This is a genomic window from Salinicola halophilus (assembly GCF_003206155.1).
Lineage (GTDB): Bacteria > Pseudomonadota > Gammaproteobacteria > Pseudomonadales > Halomonadaceae > Salinicola > Salinicola halophilus.
The window spans coordinates 56,107-76,825 of sequence record NZ_PZJV01000006.1 but is presented as its reverse complement, the minus strand read 5'-3'; the positions used below and the strand labels follow the sequence as shown (position 1 = coordinate 76,825).

Genomic DNA, 20,719 nt, shown 5'->3' with positions numbered 1-20,719 from the left:
GCCCGCGCCCGGTAGCGAGCGGGATCACGCCTGCCGTCGGACGGCTGCACGGGGGGCGAAGTCGCGTACCGTGGCGCCGCTCGGCGGCTCAGTTGAGCGCGAACCGGCCATCGAAGACCCGCACCGCCGGGCCCGTCATGATCATCGGTGCCTCATCGCCGGCCCACTCCAGGGTCAGCCGCCCGCCGCGCAGCTCGATCTCGACCGGGCTTTCGAGCACGCCACGACGAATGCCGCAGGCGACCGCCGCGCAGGCGCCGGTACCGCAGGCGAGCGTCTCACCGCTGCCACGCTCGTACACGCGCAGGCGGGCCGAGTGTGGCGAGTCGATCTGCAGGAAGCCGACGTTGACGCCTTGCGGAAAGCTCGGGTGCGCCTGCAGTTTCGGCGCAAGCTCAGCGACCGGCGCGCTGTCGACGTCGGCGACCTGAACCACCGCATGGGGGTTGCCCATGGAGGCGACCGCGAACGCCACCGTCTCGTCGTCGATCACCAGACGGTGCAGCGGCTGATCCTCGTCGGTGACGAACGGAAGCGCCGGTGGTGCGAACCGGGGGGCGCCCATGTCGACCCGCACGCGGCCGTCGTCCGTCACCTTCAGTGTCAGCGGCCCGCCGAGGGTCTCGACCTTGAACTCGCGCTTGTGGGTCAGGCGCTGGTCGACGACGAAGCGGGCAAAGCAGCGCGCGCCGTTGCCGCAGTTTTCCACCTCGCCACCGTCGGCATTGAAGATGCGATAGCGAAAGTCCATGTCCGGCTGGCGCGGTGGCTCCACCAGCAGCAGCTGATCGAAACCGATGCCGAACTGGCGATGCGCCAGCCGGCGGATCTGCTCGTCGCGTAGATAGGCTCGCTGGCTGATCAGATCGATGACCACGAAATCGTTGCCGAGCCCGTGCATCTTGGTGAAGTTCAGCAGCATGACGGGCGCTCCGCCGACGGCGAGTCTTGCGCTGACCCGCTCTCCGGCAGGCGCGACTCCAGTGACCAGAGCGATTCCAGCGGTTCGCGTCTGCGCACCAGGTGATGCGCGTCACCGTCGACCATCACCTCGGCGGGGCGAGCGCGGGTGTTGTAGTTCGAGGCCATGACGAAGCCATAGGCGCCGGCGGAGTGGACCGCGAGCAGATCACCCTCGGCAATGGCGAGATCACGCTCCTTGCCGAGATAGTCGCCGGATTCGCAGACCGGGCCGACGATGTCCCAGCATGCGGTTTCGCGCGGCGCCCGGCCATCCACCGGTGTGATGTTCTGCCACGCCTGATAGAGCGTCGGCCGGATGAGATCGTTCATGGCGGCATCGACGATGGCGAAGTTCTTGCTCTCGCCGGGTTTCAGGTACTCGACCCGGGTCAGCAGCACGCCGGCGTTGGCGGCGATCGAGCGGCCCGGCTCGAAGATCAGCTCGACTTGGCGCTCGCCGATACGTTCGCGCAGCGCCCCGATGTAGTCCGCCACCGGCGGCGGCGTCTCGCCGGCGTAGTCGACGCCCAGCCCGCCGCCGAGATCGAGATGCTCGATGGCGATACCGGCGGCGGCGAGACGGTCGTGGAGTCCCAGTAGCCGATCCAGGGCGTCGAGAAACGGCGAGATCTCGGTGAGCTGAGAGCCGATGTGGCAGTCGATGCCGACGGGCGCGACGTTCTCGAGCGCAGCCGCGTGGCGATAGACCCGTTCGGCGTCGTCGATGGCGATACCGAACTTGTTGTCCTTGAGCCCGGTGGAGATATACGGATGCGTGCGGGCGTCGACGTCCGGGTTGACCCGGATCGACACCGGCGCCACGCGACCGAGGCGCCCGGCGACGGCGTCGAGACGCGCAAGCTCCGACTCGGACTCGACGTTGAAGCACTTGATGCCCACCTCGAGCGCGCGAGCCATCTCGTCGTCGCGCTTGCCGACGCCGGAGAAGACCAGTTTGGCCGGGTCGCCGCCGGCGGCCAGGACGCGTTCGAGCTCGCCCACCGAGACGATGTCGAATCCGGCGCCGAGCCGGGCCAGCACGTCGATCACCGCGAGATTGGAGTTGGTCTTGAGCGAGTAGCAGACCAGATGCGGCATGTCCGCCAGTGCATCGCGGTAGGCGCAGAAATGCTGCGTCAGCGCCGCACGGGAGTAGACGTAGCAAGGCGTACCGTAGGTCTCGGCCAGGGCCACGAGACTCAGCCCCTCGGCGTGAAGGATGCCGTCGTGGGTCGGGAAGGCCGCCAGCGTCATTGTGGTGCCTCGCTATCCGCAGGCGTCGTGCTGCGCATGCCGGGGCGCGTCGGGGCGTCGCTGTCGGAGCGCATGCCGGGGCTCGCCTCGACGGGATCGACGGGTAGCGTTTCCGCGTCGGGTGCCGACGCGCCCGGCAGCGGCGTGGCCTGCGGGCCCGGCGCGGTGTCGCCGTCATCGGCCTGGGTCTCGTAGGCGCCCTGCGGATCGTAGTCCTCGGCGGCGTCGCGATCCCCCGGCATGTAGAGCGGGCCCTTCTGACCGCAGCCGACGAGCGCGATTAGCGCCAGCGTCGCGAGCAGGCCGAGCGCGACGCGACGGCCATGGCGGAAAGCCGGAGTGCGAGTGTCATGCCACATGGTTCGGCTCCTTCAGGGCGTTGAGCGCGTCGCGGGCACGACTGGCCGCCGCCCGGACCTGATCCGGCGCCGTGCCGCCGATGTGATTGCGCGCCGCCACCGAGCCCTCGAGGGTGAGCACCTCGAAGACGTCGTCACCGATGGCGTCGGAGAACTGCGTGAGCTCGGCAAGGGTCATCTCGGAAAGATCGCGGCCCTGCTCGATGCCGAAGGCGACTGCCTTGCCGACGATCTCGTGGGCGTCGCGGAAGGCGACGCCGGCGCGCACCAGATAGTCGGCGAGATCAGTGGCGGTGGAGAAACCGCGCCGGGCCGCCTCGAACATGCTCTCCGGCTTGGACTTCAGCGCCGGGGCCATGTCGGCGAAAGCGCGCAGGCAGCCCTTGACCGTATCGAGGGTGTCGAACAGCGGCTCCTTGTCCTCCTGATTGTCCTTGTTGTAGGCCAGTGGCTGGGACTTCATCAGCGTCAAAAGGCTCATCAGGTGGCCGTAGACACGGCCGGTCTTGCCGCGCACCAGCTCCGGCACGTCGGGGTTCTTCTTCTGCGGCATGATCGACGAGCCGGTGCAGAACCGGTCCGGCAGGTCGACGAAGTCGAACTGGGCGCTCGCCCACAGCACCATCTCTTCGCTCATGCGCGACAGATGCATCAACAGAATGCTGGCGAACGCCGTGAACTCGATGGCGAAGTCGCGATCGCTCACCGCATCCAGCGAGTTCTCCGCCGGCCGGTCGAAGCCGAGCAGCTCGGCGGTGACGTGGCGGTCGATGGGGTAGGTGGTACCGGCGAGCGCCGCGGCCCCCAGCGGCAGCACGTTGACCCGCTTGCGACAGTCGAGCAGCCGCTCGTGGTCGCGGGCGAGCATCTCCTGCCACGCCAGCAGGTGGTGGCCGAAGGTAACCGGCTGCGCCGTCTGCAGGTGGGTGAAGCCGGGCATGATGGTGGCGGCCTCGCGCTCGGCCAGTTCGATCAGCCCGTGGCGCAGGCGGGCGAGCTCAGCGGCAACGGCGTCGATCTCGTCGCGCAGATAGAGGCGGATATCGGTCGCGATCTGATCGTTGCGGGAGCGTCCGGTGTGCAGCTTCTTGCCGGTGACGCCGATCTTGTCGGTGAGCCGCGCCTCGATGTTCATGTGAATGTCTTCCAGCGCCACGGACCACTCGATCTCGTCGCGCTCGATCTCGGCTTCGATCTCGCCGAGGCCGGTGACGATCTGATCGCGCTCGGCGTCGGTCAGGACACCCACCCGCGCCAGCATGGTGGCATGGGCGATGGAGCCGCGAATGTCGTGATGATAGAGGCGCTTGTCGAAGGCGATCGAAGCGGTGAAGGCGGCGACGAATGCGTCGGTGGGTTCGCTGAAGCGCCCGCCCCAGGATTGATTGGTTGCCTGCGTCATCGAAGATCGAGCTCTGTCGTGGTTGGCGAAAGACGTTGCGCTATCGCGAGTGTCACCTGGAAAGGCAGAAGGCCCGCGGCACGGTGATTCGAGTGTACCAGAGTCACCGCCAGCGTCGTCCTGGCGGATCAGCGTCGTCCTGGCGGATCAGCGTCGTCCTGGCGGATCAGCGTCGTCCTGAGCCGGCGTTAGCCACGTTGGCGCGTGCACCGCCGCGAGCCGCCGTGCGACCGGCGGCACCGGTTTCTCCTCGCTCGACGACTGCTTTATCATGCCTCGAGGCGGGCGCGACGGCCGATGCCGGGCGTTCGTGATTCCGCTTTCATCCTTTTAGAGAGGCCGGTGTCGCCTTCTATGCGACCGGCAAAGCCCCCGACTCGGAGAATCGCGTGCTCGACGCCAACAGATTGAGAATCGCAACCCGCAAGAGCGCGCTGGCGCTGTGGCAGGCGGAGCACGTCAAGTCGCTGCTCGAGCATCACCACCCCGAGCTCACGGTCGAGCTGGTGCCGCTATCGACGCGGGGCGACAAGATTCTCGACACGCCGCTGGCGAAGATCGGTGGCAAGGCGCTCTTCGTCAAGGAGCTCGAGGAGGCGATGCTCGACGGCCGCGCCGATCTCGCCGTGCACTCGATGAAGGACGTGCCGATGCACTTCCCCGAAGGGCTCGGGCTCTCGGTGATTCTCGCCAGCGGTGCGCCCACCGATGCGTTCGTCTCCAACACCTACGCCAGCGTCGATGCGCTGCCCGAAGGGGCGCGCGTGGGAACCTCGAGCCTGCGTCGCGGGCTCCAGGTCAGCGCCCGGCGTCCCGATCTGGAAGTGCTGCCGCTGCGTGGCAACGTGCAGACGCGCCTCGGCAAGCTCGACGTCGGGGACTTCGAGGCGATCATTCTCGCCACCGCCGGCCTGCAAAGGCTGGGACTCGGCGAGCGCATCACCGCCGAGCTCACGGACGAAGAGAGCCTGCCCGCCTGCGGCCAGGGGGCGCTCGGCATCGAATGTCGCCACGACGACGCCGAACTCGTCTCGCTGCTGGCGCCGCTGGACCATGGCCCCACCGCCACCCGCGTGCGTGCCGAGCGGGCGATGAATACGCGACTCGATGGCGGCTGCCAGGTCCCCATCGGCGGCTACGCGGTGCTCGAGGACGGCGGCGACACGCTCTGGCTGCGCGGCCTGGTGGGGAGTCCCGACGGCAGCCAAGTGCTTCGCGCCGAGGGGCGGGGCTCGGCGATGGAGCCGGAGGCGCTGGGGATCCGCATTGCCGAGGCGCTGCTCGACCAGGGGGCCGGCGAAATTCTGGCCGAGGTCTACGGTAGCGCCTGATGCGCCAGCGCGTTCTGCTCACTCGACCCGGCGAGCGCGGCGAAGCGCTGGCCAGCGTCATCGGTGAAGCGGGCTACGACCCCGTGGCGCTGTCGGTAATACGGCTCGAGACGCTGGCTCTCGAGGCCGAGGCACGCGGCAAGATTCTCGAGCTCGACCACTACGACGGGGTGATCGTCGTCAGTCCACAGGCGGCGGCGTGTCTTGGCGAAGCGATTGATTCATACTGGCCGCAGCTGCCACTACGGCTACGCTTTTATGCAGTGGGTCGCGCCACGGCCGATGCGCTCCACGCGGCGCTCGGCGTGCCCGCCGTCTTGCCACCGGCTGGTGCCGGTGAAGACAGCGACGCACTGCTCGAGGCCGCCTCGCTGAAGCAGGTGGCCGGCAAACGGCTGCTACTGGCACGGGGCGAGGGCGGGAGAGAACGGCTCGTCGACGTGCTTGGCGAGCGCGGCGCACACGTCGAACCGCTCGCCCTCTACCGTCGCTGCTACGGGCCGCCGACGCCGCCGGCCAGTACCTGGCTCGAGGGCGGCGACTACCGGGCGCTGGTGGTGACCAGTGGGGAAATCCTGCACCATCTCGTGCAATGGTGCGGTCCAGCGGCGTTGAACCAACCGCTAATCGTGTCGAGCCGGCGCTTGGCTACACTGGCGACGACGCTGGGGTTTAGCTCGCTTCACGTGGCGTCCGGCGCATCGCCCTCGGCATTGACCGAGGCGCTCGACGGCCTACCGACGCCGCGACGCGCGACTTTCGATCAGGGTGACCAGGAAAAGGCATAGCGTAGATGAGCAAGCAACGAAAAGATTCGACATCGCAGTCGACCCCGAGGGGCGATAAGAACGACAACGTCGCGGAGACGAAAGCCGACGACGCAGCCTCCCCGCCGGATGCGCTTGCCAGCGACGAGACGGCCACCCCGTCCGCGGATCACGCATCGTCCGCTACCCACGCATCGTCCGCTCGCTCCGCTCAGCCGATCAAACCTGACGTCACCCAGCCCGACAGCCGGGGGGAGCCGAGTTCCGCTCGCTCGTCGGGAACCGGCGTCGGGGACGCCTCGACCGCTGCCGTATCGCCGGATGCCTCATCGGCGTCCGAGGCCGCAGCCGAGCCTGCCACCCGCGCGAAGGCGTCTGGCGACAAGTCTTCCAGCGGCCAGACGTCGACGGACAAGCCCGCCCCCGATAAAGCCACGCCCGGCAAGGCCTCGACGGCGGCTGCGAGTTCATCGACGACACCGGATACCGACAAGCGCGCGCAGACAAGCGCCGACCGTCCGACGGGCCCTTATGCTCGTGGCGGTAGCGGTAGCGGTAGCGGTAGCGGTACGCCGCCGAGCGATAACGGAACGCGTGGCAGCGGGGGTGGCGGCAAGCTGGGGTTGATCGCCCTGGTGCTGCTGGTACTGCTCGCGCTGGTGGTCGCCGTGCTCGGCTATCAGGGATGGCAGACGCTTCAGCAGCAGCAGGCCCGGCTCGACCAGATGGGGTCCAATCGTGACGCCATCGGGCAAATCGAGTCACGGCTCGACGACATCGATCAGAATCGTCAGCAGGCGCTCAACATGATGCGCGGCGAGTTCGATCAGTATCGTCAGAGCGTCGATCAGACGCTGGACGACGTTCTCGACGAGCTGGCGCAGCAGCAGCAGGCGGACCCGAGGGAGTGGCTGCATGCCGAGGCGGAGTATCTGCTGCGTCTGGCCAATCAGCGCCTGCAGCTCGAGCGTGACGTCAACGGCGCCAAGGCGCTGCTGAATACCGCCGACGATCGCCTGCGTGAGGCGGACAACCCGGCACTGGTGCCGATTCGCCGCGCGATCCAGTCGGAACTCGCCGCGCTCGACTCGGTGCCCAATGTCGATCGCACCGGTCTCTATCTGGCTCTGATGGCGCAGCAGGAGCAGCTGGCCAGCCTACCGCTCAAGCAGGACATCGAGCAGATCGCCGCGGACGGTGCCAATACCCAGCCGGCCGGCGGCTGGCGCGATCAGCTCGCGACGCTCGGCAGCGAGCTGAAGGATCTGGTGACGGTACGCCGTCATGATCAGCCGCTCGAGGCACTGATCACGCCGCAGCAGGAGTCCTATCTGCGCCAGAACGTCCGTCTGCTGCTGGAGCAGGCGCAGCTGGCGCTGCTCAAGGCGGAGCCGGAGCTCTATCAGGCGAGCCTCGACAAGGCGATCGAGCTGATCAACGGCTACTACGCCACCGACCGGGATGGCGTCGAGAACGCTCTCGACAAGCTTCAGTCGCTGCGCGACACCGAAGTACGCCCGGAACTGCCTGACATCAGCGAGTCTTCGCAGCTGCTCAAGCGCTTCATCGAGCAGCGCTTCGGCAACGGCGGTGGCAATGGCGGCAACAGCGACAACGATAGTCGCGGTGGTAACGGCGCCAGCAATGGCGAATCCCAGAGTGGGTCGGCCGAGGGAGACGACGCATGAGAAAGCTGATCCTGCTGATCGTCATCGGTCTGGCGGTCGGCGCGCTGTTCGGGCAGCTGATGTCGTCGCTACCCGGATACTGGTTCATTCGCGTTGGCGACACCTCGATCCAGACCTCGTTCTGGTTCGGCTGTGTCCTGCTGCTGATCGCGTTCGTGGTTTTTCACTTCTTGCTGCGAGCGCTGGTGCGCCTGCGTCGGCCCGTGAGCCGACTCAAGGTCTGGAACAGTCGTACGCGGCATCGCACTGCCATGCGGCGCACGGTGCGGGGGCTGGTCGCGCTGGCCGAAGGGCGCTGGAAACGTGCGGAGAAGGCGCTGACGCAGGCTGCCGACGACTCCGGCACGCCGCTGGTCAACTATCTCTCCGCCGCGCTCGCTGCCCACTACCAGGGGCGCTACGAGCAGGCCGACATTCTGCTCAATCGGGCCAATCACAGCACCGAGGGTGCGGATACTGCGGTGGGGCTGGTGCAGGCGCAGCTGATGCTGGATCGTCAGCAGTTCGAGGAGGCGCTGGCAACGCTGACGCGTCTCGAGCAGCAGCTACCCGAGCACCCGCAAGTGCTCAAGCTGCTCAAGCAGGCCTATCTCAGCGTCAACGACTGGGACGGGTTGCGACGCCTGCTGCCACGTCTCGACAAGCACCGGTTGATCACCGAGGACGAGCGCCGCGAACTCGAGCAGCGCGCCTATCGTGAGCTGCTGATCCACGCCGCGCAGCAAGAGGGCAATCTCGAGCGCGTGCGCACGCTGTGGGCCGATATGCCGGACGGTCTGCGTAACGACATCGAGCTGGTATTGCTCTACAGCGAAGCGCTGATCAAGGGCGGCGAGCAGGGCGATGCCGAGCGGCTGCTGCGCAATGCACTACGAGAGCACTGGGACACGCGCCTGGTACTGCGCTACGGCCTGCTCGACGTCGATGCCCCGCGCCAGCTCGTTTACGCCGAGAAGTGGCTGCAAGAACGGCCCAACGATCCGGACCTGCTGTTGACGCTGGGGCGTCTGTCACTGCGAAATGCCTACTGGGGCAAGGCGCAGGAGTATTTCGAGGCGAGCCAGCGGCAGCGTTCGAGCGGGGTGGTCTGCGCCGAACTCGCGCGCCTCTACGCCAATCTCGGCGATCACAGCAAGAGCCAGCTCTACTATCGTCAGAGTGTCACGCTGCTCGACAAGTCGCTGCCAGCGCTGCCCCAGCCCAGCGACATGACACGCTGACGACAAGCCAGCCCGGTTCCCCAAGGCGCCCCTCGCGGGCGCCTTTTTGTTGCCATCGTCCCTAGCGGGATACCCTGTTGCCGCCAACGCGTGGTGGCGCCTCGTCGCCACAACCGACGGCCCGATTTCGTCACTCAGGAGCCTCGTTCATGCACTACGGAATCGACATTGGCGGGACCAAGATCGAGATCGCACGCTTTGACGGCGCTTGGCAAAGACTCGATCACTGGCGCGAGCCGACCCCTGCCGATGATGGTGAAGCACTGCTGGAGACACTGGCCGCGATGGTGGCCGAGGCCGACCGGCGAACGGGGAACGCTGGCACGCTGGGCATCGGTATCCCTGGGGTGATCGACAGGCAAGGAAATCTCGTCGCTGCCAATCTTCCCGGGCTACGACAGGTGTCGCTGGTTCGAACGCTGGCAAAACGTTTCGATCGCCCGGTCGCGCTGGAGAACGACAGCCGCTGCTTCATCGTCTCCGAGACCGGTCCGGGTGGCAGCGCCGAGGGGGTCGAGCATGCCTTCGGCGCCATTCTGGGAACTGGCGCGGGCGGCGGCGCCGTGGTCGGCGGCCGCCCGCTACGTGGCAGTGGTGGCTTCGCCGGTGAGTGGGGGCACCTGCCCTTGTCGGCGAGCGCCATAGCGCGCTACGACCTGCCTGTACTTGCCTGCGGCTGCGGTCTCGAAGGCTGCCTGGAGAGCTACGTCTCGGGACCGGGAGTCGCGCGCCTGTATCGTCACTTCGGTGGCGAAGGGCTCACTGCGGAGCAGTGGCATGCGGCGTGGCAGGCAAAAGAGTCATCGGCCATCTCGGCGCACGAATGCCACCTCGACCTGCTGGGTGAGGCACTCGGCAACGTCGTCAAGCTGCTGGCGCCGGAAGTGATCGTGGTCGGCGGGGGGCTGTCGACGCTCGACTGCGTGATCGACGAGCTGCCAGGCGCGCTGTCACGGCATCTGTTTGCCGGCATTGCGTTGCCCCGTGTCGTGCGCTCGTATTTTGGCGCTGCCAGTGGCGTTCGCGGTGCGGCCATGCAGGGCGCCGCGCTTGCCACTTCCAGCGACGAGTGAGAAGCGGGCGCGTCCGGGCGGTCGATGATCGCCGAGGCCAAGAAGAGACAACTTCTGTCCGACGACACGAAAAAGGCCGCCCGAGGGCGGCCTTCGTCGTTGGCGATCGCTGATCGATAGCGGCGATCAGCGCGGATCGTCGGGGCCGTCGTCGTCGACGTCATCGTGAGTGGGTTTGCGGTGAGTTTCGTCGCGCGCTTCTTGGCTGGTGGGCAGGCTCCGTTGGTCGCCGGCGCCACCGTCGTTGCGCGGCTGACCGGCGGGGCTGCCGTCGATGCTGAAGTCCTGCTGCATCACGCGCAGGTTCGCCGGCGGCGCGGAGCCTTCGCGATCCTGACCGAAGTAGAGCGTGGTGTGCGGGAACGGAATCTCGATGCCGGCACGGTCGAAGTAGTATTTGACCAGCCGGTTGTAGGCGCGACCGACGCCCCACTGATCGCCCGGCGTGGTCTTGATGATCACGCGAATGTTCACCGAGCTGTCGGCCAGTGCAATGACGCCGGCGACGGTCATCGGTGCGAGCAGCTTGTGCCCGTGCTCTTCGTCTGCCTGCAGATCTTCGTAGGCGGCGTTGAGCTGAGCGATGGCGTAGTCGATGTCTTCGCGGTAGGCGATACCGTACTCGCCGACGTGGTTACCGAATTCGCGCATGAAGTTGGAAACCGTGTCGACCGAGGAGAACGGCACGATGTGGTAGGTCCCGGCGAGATCGCGAATCGCCACCGAACGAATGCTGACACGCTCCGCGGTACCGGTGATGCCGCCGGCCGTGACGACGTCGCCGGTATTCATGGCGTTCTCGAGCTGGATGAACACCCCGGTGATGACGTCCTGAACCAGCTTTTGCGCCCCGAAGCCGATCGCCAGACCCAGTACGCCGGCACCGGCGATCAGTGGCCCGATATTGATGCCGATCTGGGAGAGGATGATCATCACGGTCATGATGATCAGGGTGATCGCCAGCGCATTGCGGAACAGGCTCATCAGCGTCTTGGCACGAGCGGTCGGTTCGCCGCTACCGCTGTTCGGGCTGAGATAGTTCTCGATGAGGCTCGAGAGCCCGAGCCAGACGACACCGGCAACGACCAGGATCAGCAGCACCTGAATGACGGTGGCGACGGTGCGGGTGCCGCCGTCGGTGGCGTACCACGCGGCCAGATCGAAGACCCGCCAGGCGTCGAGAACGTACATCACCACGCCGATCAGGATGATCGCGCGAATGATCTTCAAAAGCGTCGGGATGTAGGAGTTGAGGCGAACCTCCAGCAGCGGCAGTCGCTCGCGAAGCCCTTCGGACAGTTCGATGCGACGTCCGATCAGCTGGGTGAGGATCCCGGAGATCAACATGCCGATGCCGATATAGAGGATCGTCTTGAGCGTAGCGATCAGCACGAAAGGCAGCGCGGTTTCGGGGTGCAGCAGCGTGACGGCGAACACCATTAGCGCGTAGGCGAGGGCGAGGATGTGCCAGCAGCGTGCGAATAGACGCAGCGCGACGCCTGCCGCTCCCATCGTCGCGTCCTCGGATTTAGCGATGAAGAAGTCGCGAACCGGAACGCGATTGCGCAGCACGACCGTTACCGCCCAGATCAGGGCGATCAGCATGACGAGAACGCTGACGGCCTTGCCGAACGTGGGCGAGAAGTTGGCGTTGATGATGGGTACCGCAACGAGCATGGCGTAGCCGACGAAGCCGGCGAGTGTCGCCAGAAAGCGATTGCAGTAACGGGCTTGATCGGAGGCGATGGGAACCAGCCTCAAGCCTTCATGGCTCGACGAGAACAGTACGCGAAGCGCGCACTTGAACAGTTCGATCATCAAGAAAGCGTTCAGGAACAGCGAGAAGCGCGTGCTCATGCTGCCGGATTCGCCGACGAGGAAGGTCGCCACGAGGTTGCCCGCGATATAGGCCAGTACGATCACGACGACATCGACGATCGCGGCCAGAACGACAGCGGCAATGACGCGCAGCAGTCGGTTGCGACCGTCACCCTTAAGCGACCACTGGCTGAACTTGGAGAAGAGCGGGCGGGCGATCATGCGCAGCACGAAGAACGCCACGACCGTCGCGGCGATCACCATGACGAGCTCCAGCGTCGCGCTGAGGAAGTCACCCAGATTGAAGCTCGGGCCGCTGCTCGCTGCAGCGTCACCGCTGGTGAAAAAACCGCCGATGGTAGTGGCGATCAGCGTCAACTGGCCGCCGATGTCACCCGCGAAGGCGCTGGTAATTTCCGCCATGCGTCGCGGGAAAGACTCGGTGGTGGTGTCGCTATCGGCTTCGCCGCTAGCGCTTTCGTCAGTGCCATTGGCGCTTTCGTCGGTCCGGTCGTTCGACGTGTCGTCACTCGCGGCATCGGAAGCAGCGCTTTCGCCATCGCCCTGGGAGGTTTCCTCGCCTTGATTCTGCGCAAGCTGGCGTAGCTGATCGATCAAGGTCTGGCGGGACTGCTCGTTTTCGAGCAGATCGGCCATCGTCGAATAGGCCGGGCCATCCTGAGTGCTCTGACTATCACTGCCGCTGTTCTGGGCAAGGGCGGGGGCGGCAAACGCCAGCAATATCAACAGTAGCCAGCGACTGAGCCAGCGATCCGGGCGAAGAACTGTCACGCTTCAACCTCCTTGTCCTGAATGATCGTATCGACGACGGGGGGATCCTAAACGCGCTTAGGTTAACACTTTATGCAGGTTAGGAAATTCGCTGGGCGGGCCGACAGCAGTACATGCCTTTCTTGCGAGGCCATTTTCCTGAGGCTAGCCAAATCCCCAACCGTTGCCACGTTTCTGACGTGGCGCGACAGAAAGCGTAACCGATTGCCAAGCGACGTCGAATCAGCAGGCATAAAAAAAGCACCTCCGAAGAGGTGCTCTATTTCAGTGTTGGTGGAGGCGGGGGGAATTGAACCCCCGTCCGCCGGCACTCGCCCATCAGCTCTACATGCTTAGTTCCGTCATTTGATTTAACTCAGTGCACTCCGACGGGCAGGATTGCACCTTGCGATCTCTCTAAGGTTTGACGAATGTCAGGAGAGCGCTGACATCCGCGGTCCCATCAGCTTTAGCTCATATCCCCGCAGCGATGAATGGGCACATCACCTTGGGGCCAGACAACAGCTAGCAGTTGTTACGCTGCCAGTGCGCCTTGAGCGTAGTTTTCGTCGTTTGCGACTATTTAATCGTAACGTTGGATTTACGAGATACGTTACGCTCTCGGCATGCACCTCAGGGATTGTCACCGGCGTCGAAGCCATGTCGCCCCCGTAGAACCTGCCTAGTCTAGCAGTCAGTCTTGCCACTACGCCACAGTCGTCTACCGATCAGGCGTGATCGCGCATGACCCGCGCCTTCTCCCGGTTCCAGTCGCGTTCTTTCTGCGTAGCGCGCTTGTCGTGCAGCTGCTTGCCACGCACCAGCGCCAGTTCGCACTTCACCAGATTCTTCTTCCAGTAGATACGAAGCGGCACGCAGGTATGACCCTTCTCCTGAGTCCGCGAGAAGATCTTGGCGATCTCCTTGCGATGCAGCAGCAGCTTACGCGTGCGCGTCGGGTCGGCCAGCACATGAGTGCTCGCAGTGTTGAGCGGCATGATATGACTGCCGAGCAGCCAGGCTTCACTGTTCTTGACCAGGATATACGTGTCGGTCAGCTGTGCCTTGCCGGCACGCAGACTCTTCACTTCCCAGCCCGCCAGCGAAAGCCCGGCTTCGAAGACCTCGTCGATGTGATACTCGAAACGAGCCTTCTTGTTCTGGGCGATCGTACTGTTGCCCGGCGCGTTATCCTTCTTTTTAACCATGACACCTCTTCACGGCGATATCCGGCGATCCCGCAGATATCGGGGCGGACATGCTACCATTCAAGCATTTGATAAACGGTTGCTCATGATACGCGTATCAGAGCGATAACGCAGTGGAGATGCCTATGCCAAGCGTCAACCGATCCGCGTTCGTGCGGCACACGCCGGCGGCGATGTTCGAACTGGTCAACGACTTCGAGCGCTATCCTGAATTTTTGCCGGGGTGTCGAAGCGCAGGCGTGGTCGAACGCGGTGAAGGGTTCATCGTCGGCCGCATGACGTTGGCCAAGGGGGGCGTCGAGCAGAGCATCGTGACGCGCAATGATCTGGATTATCCTTCCCGGATCGACCTCTCGCTGGTGGACGGGCCGTTCAAGCGCCTCACCGGTCAGTGGCACTTTCGCCAGATGGGCGAGCAGGCGTGCAAGATCGAGCTCGAAATGGAGTTCGAATTCAGCAATCGGCTGTTGGGTGTGGCCTTCGGTAAGCTTTTCCAGCAGGTAGCGGGCCAGCAGGTGGACGCTTTCACGCGGCGAGCCGATCAGCTCTATGGATGAGCCGGCAGTGGTCGAGCAGGAAAGTGCATCCGGCCCGGAGGCCACGTTCGAGGTCGTCTTTGCCACGCCAGAACGGCAGGAGATCGTGACGCTGCCCACCTCTCTTGGCCTGAACGCTCGCGAAGCCGTCATTCAGGCACGTCTGGAAACGCGCTTCCAGACCTACTCCAGCGACTTCTTTCGTCAAGCGCCGCTCGGTACTTTTGGCGTGGTGCTGCGGGAGCCCACACATTACTTCCCTGCCGAGAACGATCGGATCGAAGTCTATCGCCCGCTCGAGATCGACCCCAAGCAGGCAAGACGCGAGCGCGCTGCAAAACGCGTATAGCGTCGGCGAGAGTGCGCGTCGGTCGATGGTCACCCGAGCATCGTCTGGCAGCTCGCATGGGAAGCGATCGGGCGCAGATTCCGCGGTCAATCACTTGCCCAAACGTCGACGCGGCTCCCGAGGGAGCCGCGTCGATTCACAGCGAGACGACGATGTTGCGTTTAGATCGCGCTAGGGCCAATGCGCGGGGTCGCCATGCCTTCCCCTGCGCCCTCGACGGCAGGGCCGGGGCCGTAGTCCTGATCGAGTTCGACGTTGGAGTCCATGTCGCCGGATTTGGCGATGTCGACTAGCCGGTCGTCATCGAACGTCAGCGTCAAACGCTTCTCGACGGTGTCGCCATAGGCTTCGTCGAGGTAAAAGACGTAGTCCCACTGATCGGCAGAGAAAGGCGTCTCCAGTAGCGGTGTGCCCATGACGTAGGCGACCTGCTCTCGACTCATGCCGAGCTCGAGCTGGGAAACCATCTCCTGGGTGATGAGATTGCCCTGCGGAATGTCTCTTTTATACACACCGAAGTAGCTGCAGCCGGCGATGAGAGACGCGGCGAAGAGGAGTACGGCCGTTCTGATCAGATTTTGCATTTGAGTCCGTCTTTCACTATCGTTGCGTGGATTGATCATACCCGACACGAGACGCTACTGCGAAGAGCGACCATGGCCGACGAAAACCAAGAATTGCGGAAGGCGGGGCTGAAGGTCACTCTGCCACGTGTCAAAATTCTGCAGATCCTCGAAGCGACTCGAATGGAAGAAGAGCTTCATATGAGTGCCGAGGACGTCTACAAGGCGCTGCTGGAGTCGGGTGAAGACGTTGGACTCGCGACTGTCTACAGAGTTCTGACACAGTTCGAAGCGGCCGGCCTGGTCGTACGCCACAACTTCGACGGCGGACATGCGGTGTTCGAGATGTCGCAGGAAGAGCACCATGATCACATGGTGGACCTCGAGTCCGGCGAGATCGTGGAGTTCTTCGACGAAGCGATCGAACGACGCCAGCGAGAGATCGTCGAAGAGCATGGTTACGAACTGGTCGAGCATGCGCTGGTGCTTTACGTGCGCCCCCGAGGCTCCAAGGCCACGCGCCAGGACGGCGTCAAGAAGTAAGCAAGCGTAGACCGCCAGCCGGACGGTCGACCCCGAATTCCAGAACGAAAACGCCGANNTCGGCGTTTTCGTTCGTGTGCCCAGGATACTTTGGGACGTCATGCAGAGCGCGCCCGGCGCGCCTCAGTGCCTGGCGTTCTGGCTCGCCGCTAGCATCTCGCGGGCGTGAGCCAGCGTGCGATCCGAGAGCTTCACGCCGCCAAGCATCCGCGCGATCTCGCGAACCCGGCCGGCGTCGTCCAGCTGGGCCATCTGGGTACGCGTATTGTCGTCGTCGGACTGCTTTTCGATGTGAAGATGCTGGTGTGCCTGAGCGGCGACCTGGGGGAGGTGGGTCACCGTCATGACCTGGGCGTGCTGGCCGAGCCGGCGCAGCAGCTGACCCACGATCTCCGCCGTCGCCCCGGAGATGCCCACGTCGACTTCGTCGAAAACCAGTGTTGCCAGCGGGCTATGAGTCGCGGCGACCACCTGAATGGCAAGGCTGACACGCGACAGCTCGCCGCCGGAGGCGACTTTCGCCAGCGGCCGCGTCGGCTGGCCCGGGTTGGCGCTGATCTGCAGGCTGACGCGATCGGTGCCGTGAGGCTGCGACGACTCCAGCGGCGTGACTTCAATGGCAAACCGTGCCTTGTTCATCCCCAGAAACGCCAGCTGATCCTGCACCTGCTGGGCGAACGTCTCGGCAGTGCGGTGGCGCGTCTCGCTGATACGCTTGGCACTCTCGCGATACTGCTGACGTACCTCTTCGAGTCGCGCACGAAGCACCTCGAGATCATCGTCGCCACCGTCGAGTTCGGCGAGTTCGCCGCTCAGGCGCTGGTGCAATTCGACGAGTTCTTCCGGCATCACGTGGTGCTTGCGCGCGATGCGATGAATCTCGCCCAGGCGCTCGTCGACGAACGCCAGACGCTGCGGATCGAGTTCGGTGGACTCGACGAAGTGGTGCAGCTCGCGCGCCGCTTCCTCGAGCTGGATCTGGGCGTCGTTGAGCAGACCGAGCGCATCTGCCAGCGGGCCGGTATCGCCGCCCGGCGTCTTGGAGAGCCGACTGGTCGCCTGCTGGAGTAGCGTCATCGCGCCGTTCTCTTCGTGATCGCAGCTGTCGGCGGCGAACTGCGCCTCGCATAGCGTCTCCTCGAGATGCGCCAGCGTCTCCTGCTCCTGCTCCAGCGACGCGAGCTCGTCGGGCTGCAGGTCGAGCTGATCCAGCTCCTCGGCCTGATAGCGCAGCAGCTGTCGTTTGGCCTGACGCTCCTCGTCACTCTCGCTGCGTTCGCGATACTGCTTGCGCAGAGCGTGCCACTGCCGATGCAGCGCCGCCAGTGCTTCCACCTCATGGCGATGGCCGGCGGCATCGTCGAGCAGTCGGCGATGCGTCTCTTCGCTGAGCAACGCCTGATGCGCGTGCTGACTGTGGACATCGATCAGACACTCGCCGAGTTCGCGCAGATCCGTAATGGTGCACGGCTGACCGTTGATCCAAGCCTTGGAGCGACCGCTGGCCGTCACGACGCGACGCAGCAGGCATTCACTGGCATCGAGCTCGCGCTCGGCGAGCCACGCCTTGGCGTCGTCGCGTTCGGCGATGTCGAATCGCGCACTGATATCCGCGCGCTCGGCACCGTGGCGTACACCGCCGGCTTCGGCGCGCTCGCCGAGACACAGTCCCAGCGCCCCGAGAAGGATGGATTTGCCCGCGCCCGTCTCGCCGGTGATGGCGGTCATACCGGCCTGGAAATCCAGTTCCAGCGTATCGACGATAGCGAAGTCACGAATGGCGAGTTGCGTCAGCATGCTGCCTCCCAAATCGATGGCGGCCATACAGGTTCTGGTTGTTTATACAGTATGGCAATGGGGCCTTCAACGTCTGTCAGGCCTGGCGCAATCCCTCGGCGATCGACTCATTGGCGGCCGTCTCATCGATTCTCGTGTCTCGGGATCGATGCAAAATGGCCGCGGCGCTTGAGATCGGCGACGACAGCCCCATATAGGCAGTCACTTCGCGAATTACGCAACTGCCGTCACCATATCTGGAGGGAGTCATGGCGAAAGATCCGCAAAAGCCCGTCGACGAAGAGATCGAACGCAGTGAACGCGACGTCGAGCCGCAGCCGGTGGAAGAGCCGCAGGAAGGCACCGTCGAGGAGTTCGCCGCGGAGATCGAAAGCGACGATGTCGACGTCGTCGATGCCGATGCCAATCCCGAAGCCGAAGTACTCGCTGCCCGTGTCGAAGAGCTCGAACAGGCGCTCGCCGATGCCAAGGATCAGTCCGTGCGTGCCGCGGCCGAAGCGCAGAACGCCCGTCGCCGCGCCGAGCAGGATGCCGACAAGGCGAAGAAGTTCGCTCTCGAGAAATTCGTCAAGGAGTTGCTGCCCGTGGTCGACAGCCTGGAAAAGGGGCTGGAGAGCATGCAGGAACTCGACGAGATCCATCGTGAAGGGGTCTCGATGACGCTGAAGATGCAGCTCGACGTGCTGTCGAAGTTCGGCGTCGAGCAGCTCGATCCTCACGGCGAGCCGTTCGACCCGCAGTACCACGAGGCGATGACCATGGTGCCGAACCCGGAGCTCGATCCGAACACGGTGATGGACGTCATGCAGAAAGGTTACCTGCTCAACGGTCGCCTGATTCGTCCAGCGATGGTCGTGGTGAGCAAGTCGCCGGAGTGAACGAATCCGCTTCGCCACCCCTTGAAAGGTGGTGAGCGGCCCCCACATAGCAGGCAACCGCGCAATCAGCGCAGCTTGAAAACGAACGTGAAGAAACCGACAGCGAGCCTATCGCTCGCCCCTGAGACTTCCCGTTCACAGATCAATGAATTTGTTAGAGGTGAGGAACTATGGGACGCATCATTGGCATCGACTTGGGTACGACCAACTCCTGTGTCGCCGTTCTCGACGGTGACAAGACGCGTGTCATCGAAAACGCCGAGGGCGCACGCACCACGCCCTCCATCATCGCCTACACCGATGATGGCGAGACGCTGGTCGGTCAGGCCGCCAAGCGCCAGGCGGTGACCAACCCGACCAATACGCTGTACGCGATCAAGCGTCTTGTCGGCCGCAAGTTCAAGGACGATGTCGTCCAGAAAGACATCAAGATGGTGCCCTACCAGATCGTCGAAGCCGATAACGGCGACGCCTGGGTCCAGGTCAACGACAACAAGATGGCGCCGCCGCAGGTCAGCGCTGAAGTGCTGAAGAAGATGAAGAAGACCGCCGAAGACTATCTCGGCGAAGAAGTGACCGAGGCGGTCATCACTGTGCCGGCCTACTTCAACGACTCTCAGCGTCAGGCGACCAAGGACGCTGGCCGTATCGCGGGTCTCGAAGTCAAGCGCATCATCAACGAGCCGACGGCCGCCGCACTGGCCTACGGCATGGATCGCTCCACCGGCGATCGCACCATCGCGGTCTACGACCTGGGCGGCGGTACCTTCGACATCTCCGTGATCGAAGTCGCCGACGTCGACGGCGAGAAGCAGTTCGAAGTGCTGGCTACCAACGGTGACACCTTCCTGGGTGGCGAAGACTTCGACCTCAAGCTGATCGACTACCTCGTCCAGCAGTTCAAGAGCGATTCCGGCATCGATCTGTCCGGCGACAGCCTCGCCATGCAGCGTCTGAAGGAAGCCGCCGAGAAGGCGAAGATCGAGCTTTCCTCCGCGCAGCAGACCGAAGTCAATCTGCCGTACGTGACCGCCGACAACACCGGTCCCAAGCACCTGGCGATCAAGGTCACTCGCGCCAAGCTCGAGTCTCTGGTCGAAGAGCTGGTCACGCGTTCGCTGGGTCCGTGCAAGACCGCGATGGAAGATGCCGGTCTCTCCAACAGCGAGATCGACGACGTCATCCTCGTCGGCGGCCAGACCCGCATGCCGATGGTTCAGCAGAAAGTCGCCGAGTTCTTCGGCAAGGACGCTCGCAAGGACGTCAACCCGGACGAAGCCGTTGCCATGGGCGCGGCGATCCAGGGCGGCGTGCTTGGCGGTGACGTCAAGGACGTGCTGCTGCTCGACGTGACCCCGCTGACGCTGGGCATCGAGACGCTGGGTGGCGTGATGACGCCGCTGATCGAGAAGAACACCACGATCCCGACCAAGAAAACCCAGACCTTCTCGACTGCCGAGGACAACCAGACGGCCGTGACCATTCACGCGCTGCAGGGTGAGCGTAAGCAGGCGGGTCAGAACAAGTCGCTGGGTCGTTTCGACCTCGCCGACATTCCGCCGGCACCGCGCGGCGTGCCGCAGATCGAAGTCGCCTTCGACCTCGACGCCAACGGCATCCTGAACATCACCGCGAAGGACAAGGCGACCGGCAAGGAACAGTCGATCGTGATCAAGTCCTCCGGCGGTCTCTCCGACGACGAGATCGATCAGATGGTCCAGGACGCCGAAGCGCACGAAGCCGAGGACAAGAAGTTCGAAGAGCTGGTGCAGCTGCGCAATCAGGCCGACGGCATGATCCACGCTTCGCGCAAGACCCTGGAAGAGTCCGGTGACAAGGTCGACGCCGAAGAGAAGAGCAAGATCGAGACCGCGATCAGCGAACTCGAGGAAGCGCTCAAGGGCGACGACAAGGACGAGATCCAGGCCAAGCTCGACGCGCTGACCGAAGCCTCCGGTAACCTCGCGCAGAAGATGTACGCCGAGCAGGGTGAAGGCGAACAGGGCGAAGGCGAAGCCGCCGACGGTCAGGAAAGCGCCAAGAAGGAAGACGACGTGGTCGACGCCGAGTTCGAAGAAGTCAACGACGACCAGAAAAAGCAATAACCACGACGTCTAACGCCGTGTGAACGGCAGTAGCGCGGGGGCAATGTCTCCCGCGTTGCTGTTTGCAGGGTGCTGACACGGAGGCGGACCTTTC

At 64.3% G+C, this 20,719-nt stretch carries 17 protein-coding genes, 1 other RNA gene and 1 pseudogene; 10 read left to right on the top strand and 9 right to left on the bottom strand.

Features of this window, described 5'->3' with window-relative positions; genetic code table 11:
• Positions 1 to 88: 88 nt before the first annotated feature.
• The 4 genes and pseudogenes from dapF to argH form a co-directional block, all read right to left on the bottom strand.
• Positions 89 to 922: a diaminopimelate epimerase gene (gene dapF, locus DOM33_RS12250; RefSeq protein ID WP_110669383.1), complete on the bottom strand. Its 834-nt coding sequence runs from the start codon at positions 920 to 922 to the stop codon at positions 89 to 91.
• Positions 913 to 2,217 carry a diaminopimelate decarboxylase gene (lysA, locus tag DOM33_RS12245; RefSeq protein WP_110669381.1) on the bottom strand — a complete coding sequence of 435 codons (1,305 nt, stop codon included), beginning with the start codon at positions 2,215 to 2,217 and terminating at the stop codon, positions 913 to 915. Before lysA ends, dapF begins: the two co-directional genes overlap by 10 nt.
• 224 nt (positions 2,218 to 2,441) lie before the next feature.
• Positions 2,442 to 2,528 (bottom strand): annotated as a pseudogene (lptM, locus tag DOM33_RS16475) (LPS translocon maturation chaperone LptM); the annotation flags it as partial.
• Positions 2,529 to 2,565: 37 nt separating this feature from the next.
• The gene (gene argH, locus DOM33_RS12235) at positions 2,566 to 3,978 is read right to left on the bottom strand and encodes an argininosuccinate lyase (protein WP_110669377.1); all 1,413 of its coding nucleotides are present in this window, start codon (positions 3,976 to 3,978) and stop codon (positions 2,566 to 2,568) included.
• Positions 3,979 to 4,367: 389 nt separating this feature from the next.
• On the opposite strand from argH, the gene hemC reads away from it, so the two are divergent.
• The 5 genes from hemC to DOM33_RS12210 all read left to right on the top strand — a co-directional run bounded on the left by hemC (position 4,368) and on the right by DOM33_RS12210 (position 10,057).
• A complete protein-coding gene (gene hemC / locus DOM33_RS12230; protein ID WP_110669375.1) occupies positions 4,368 to 5,309 on the top strand; it encodes a hydroxymethylbilane synthase in 942 nt (313 codons plus the stop codon).
• On the top strand, positions 5,309 to 6,097 hold the full coding sequence (locus tag DOM33_RS12225) for a uroporphyrinogen-III synthase (protein WP_110669373.1): 789 nt from the start codon (positions 5,309 to 5,311) through the stop codon (positions 6,095 to 6,097). The genes hemC and DOM33_RS12225 overlap by 1 nt, the downstream gene beginning before the upstream one ends.
• Positions 6,098 to 6,102: 5 nt before the next feature.
• Positions 6,103 to 7,764 carry a uroporphyrinogen-III C-methyltransferase gene (locus DOM33_RS12220; RefSeq protein ID WP_110669371.1) on the top strand — a complete coding sequence of 554 codons (1,662 nt, stop codon included), beginning with the start codon at positions 6,103 to 6,105 and terminating at the stop codon, positions 7,762 to 7,764.
• Positions 7,761 to 8,984 carry a heme biosynthesis HemY N-terminal domain-containing protein gene (locus DOM33_RS12215; RefSeq protein WP_110669369.1) on the top strand — a complete coding sequence of 408 codons (1,224 nt, stop codon included), beginning with the start codon at positions 7,761 to 7,763 and terminating at the stop codon, positions 8,982 to 8,984. Before DOM33_RS12220 ends, DOM33_RS12215 begins: the two co-directional genes overlap by 4 nt.
• Before the next feature lie 149 nt (positions 8,985 to 9,133).
• The gene (locus DOM33_RS12210; protein WP_110669367.1) at positions 9,134 to 10,057 is read left to right on the top strand and encodes an ROK family protein; all 924 of its coding nucleotides are present in this window, start codon (positions 9,134 to 9,136) and stop codon (positions 10,055 to 10,057) included.
• A 126-nt stretch (positions 10,058 to 10,183) separates the two neighbouring features.
• Here DOM33_RS12210 and DOM33_RS12205 read toward each other — a convergent pair whose 3' ends face one another.
• The 3 genes from DOM33_RS12205 to smpB all read right to left on the bottom strand — a co-directional run bounded on the left by DOM33_RS12205 (position 10,184) and on the right by smpB (position 13,854).
• Positions 10,184 to 12,667 (bottom strand): mechanosensitive ion channel domain-containing protein, encoded by a 2,484-nt coding sequence (locus DOM33_RS12205; RefSeq protein ID WP_110669365.1) that lies wholly within the window; start codon positions 12,665 to 12,667, stop codon positions 10,184 to 10,186.
• A gap of 271 nt (positions 12,668 to 12,938) precedes the next feature.
• Positions 12,939 to 13,317: a transfer-messenger RNA gene (ssrA, locus tag DOM33_RS12200) on the bottom strand.
• A gap of 57 nt (positions 13,318 to 13,374) precedes the next feature.
• Positions 13,375 to 13,854: an SsrA-binding protein SmpB gene (gene smpB / locus DOM33_RS12195; protein ID WP_110669363.1), complete on the bottom strand. Its 480-nt coding sequence runs from the start codon at positions 13,852 to 13,854 to the stop codon at positions 13,375 to 13,377.
• Between the two features lie 125 nt (positions 13,855 to 13,979).
• Here smpB and DOM33_RS12190 point away from each other — a divergent pair, with 125 nt between their 5' ends.
• Together DOM33_RS12190 and DOM33_RS12185 are read left to right on the top strand one after the other, a co-directional pair.
• The gene (locus DOM33_RS12190; RefSeq protein WP_110669361.1) at positions 13,980 to 14,411 is read left to right on the top strand and encodes a type II toxin-antitoxin system RatA family toxin; all 432 of its coding nucleotides are present in this window, start codon (positions 13,980 to 13,982) and stop codon (positions 14,409 to 14,411) included.
• Complete coding sequence (locus tag DOM33_RS12185) at positions 14,404 to 14,739, top strand: RnfH family protein (RefSeq protein ID WP_110669359.1); 336 nt, start codon at positions 14,404 to 14,406, stop codon at positions 14,737 to 14,739. The genes DOM33_RS12190 and DOM33_RS12185 overlap by 8 nt, the downstream gene beginning before the upstream one ends.
• Before the next feature lie 161 nt (positions 14,740 to 14,900).
• Here the strand turns inward: DOM33_RS12185 and DOM33_RS12180 are convergent, their stop codons facing one another.
• The gene (locus DOM33_RS12180) at positions 14,901 to 15,323 is read right to left on the bottom strand and encodes an outer membrane protein assembly factor BamE (RefSeq protein WP_110669357.1); all 423 of its coding nucleotides are present in this window, start codon (positions 15,321 to 15,323) and stop codon (positions 14,901 to 14,903) included.
• Positions 15,324 to 15,395: 72 nt separating this feature from the next.
• Between DOM33_RS12180 and fur the strand changes: the two genes are divergently transcribed.
• Positions 15,396 to 15,845 (top strand): ferric iron uptake transcriptional regulator, encoded by a 450-nt coding sequence (gene fur, locus DOM33_RS12175; RefSeq protein WP_110669355.1) that lies wholly within the window; start codon positions 15,396 to 15,398, stop codon positions 15,843 to 15,845.
• Between the two features lie 123 nt (positions 15,846 to 15,968).
• Here the strand turns inward: fur and recN are convergent, their stop codons facing one another.
• Positions 15,969 to 17,642 (bottom strand): DNA repair protein RecN, encoded by a 1,674-nt coding sequence (gene recN / locus DOM33_RS12170; protein ID WP_110670249.1) that lies wholly within the window; start codon positions 17,640 to 17,642, stop codon positions 15,969 to 15,971.
• Between the two features lie 248 nt (positions 17,643 to 17,890).
• Between recN and grpE the strand changes: the two genes are divergently transcribed.
• Positions 17,891 to 18,520 (top strand): nucleotide exchange factor GrpE, encoded by a 630-nt coding sequence (grpE, locus tag DOM33_RS12165; RefSeq protein WP_110669353.1) that lies wholly within the window; start codon positions 17,891 to 17,893, stop codon positions 18,518 to 18,520.
• Between the two features lie 170 nt (positions 18,521 to 18,690).
• The gene (gene dnaK, locus DOM33_RS12160; RefSeq protein WP_110669351.1) at positions 18,691 to 20,625 is read left to right on the top strand and encodes a molecular chaperone DnaK; all 1,935 of its coding nucleotides are present in this window, start codon (positions 18,691 to 18,693) and stop codon (positions 20,623 to 20,625) included.
• The last annotated feature ends 94 nt before the right edge of the window (positions 20,626 to 20,719 follow it).

Coding starts and splice junctions, on each gene's coding strand:
- grpE (WP_110669353.1), top strand. CDS start 17,891: ATGGCGAAAGATCCGCAAAAGCCCGTCGACGAAGAGATCGAACGCAGT.
- fur (WP_110669355.1), top strand. CDS start 15,396: ATGGCCGACGAAAACCAAGAATTGCGGAAGGCGGGGCTGAAGGTCACT.
- DOM33_RS12225 (WP_110669373.1), top strand. CDS start 5,309: ATGCGCCAGCGCGTTCTGCTCACTCGACCCGGCGAGCGCGGCGAAGCG.
- lysA (WP_110669381.1), bottom strand. CDS start 2,217: ATGACGCTGGCGGCCTTCCCGACCCACGACGGCATCCTTCACGCCGAG.
- DOM33_RS12215 (WP_110669369.1), top strand. CDS start 7,761: ATGAGAAAGCTGATCCTGCTGATCGTCATCGGTCTGGCGGTCGGCGCG.
- dapF (WP_110669383.1), bottom strand. CDS start 922: ATGCTGCTGAACTTCACCAAGATGCACGGGCTCGGCAACGATTTCGTG.
- DOM33_RS12180 (WP_110669357.1), bottom strand. CDS start 15,323: ATGCAAAATCTGATCAGAACGGCCGTACTCCTCTTCGCCGCGTCTCTC.
- argH (WP_110669377.1), bottom strand. CDS start 3,978: ATGACGCAGGCAACCAATCAATCCTGGGGCGGGCGCTTCAGCGAACCC.
- recN (WP_110670249.1), bottom strand. CDS start 17,642: ATGCTGACGCAACTCGCCATTCGTGACTTCGCTATCGTCGATACGCTG.
- DOM33_RS12190 (WP_110669361.1), top strand. CDS start 13,980: ATGCCAAGCGTCAACCGATCCGCGTTCGTGCGGCACACGCCGGCGGCG.
- smpB (WP_110669363.1), bottom strand. CDS start 13,854: ATGGTTAAAAAGAAGGATAACGCGCCGGGCAACAGTACGATCGCCCAG.
- DOM33_RS12220 (WP_110669371.1), top strand. CDS start 6,103: ATGAGCAAGCAACGAAAAGATTCGACATCGCAGTCGACCCCGAGGGGC.
- dnaK (WP_110669351.1), top strand. CDS start 18,691: ATGGGACGCATCATTGGCATCGACTTGGGTACGACCAACTCCTGTGTC.
- DOM33_RS12210 (WP_110669367.1), top strand. CDS start 9,134: ATGCACTACGGAATCGACATTGGCGGGACCAAGATCGAGATCGCACGC.
- DOM33_RS12185 (WP_110669359.1), top strand. CDS start 14,404: ATGGATGAGCCGGCAGTGGTCGAGCAGGAAAGTGCATCCGGCCCGGAG.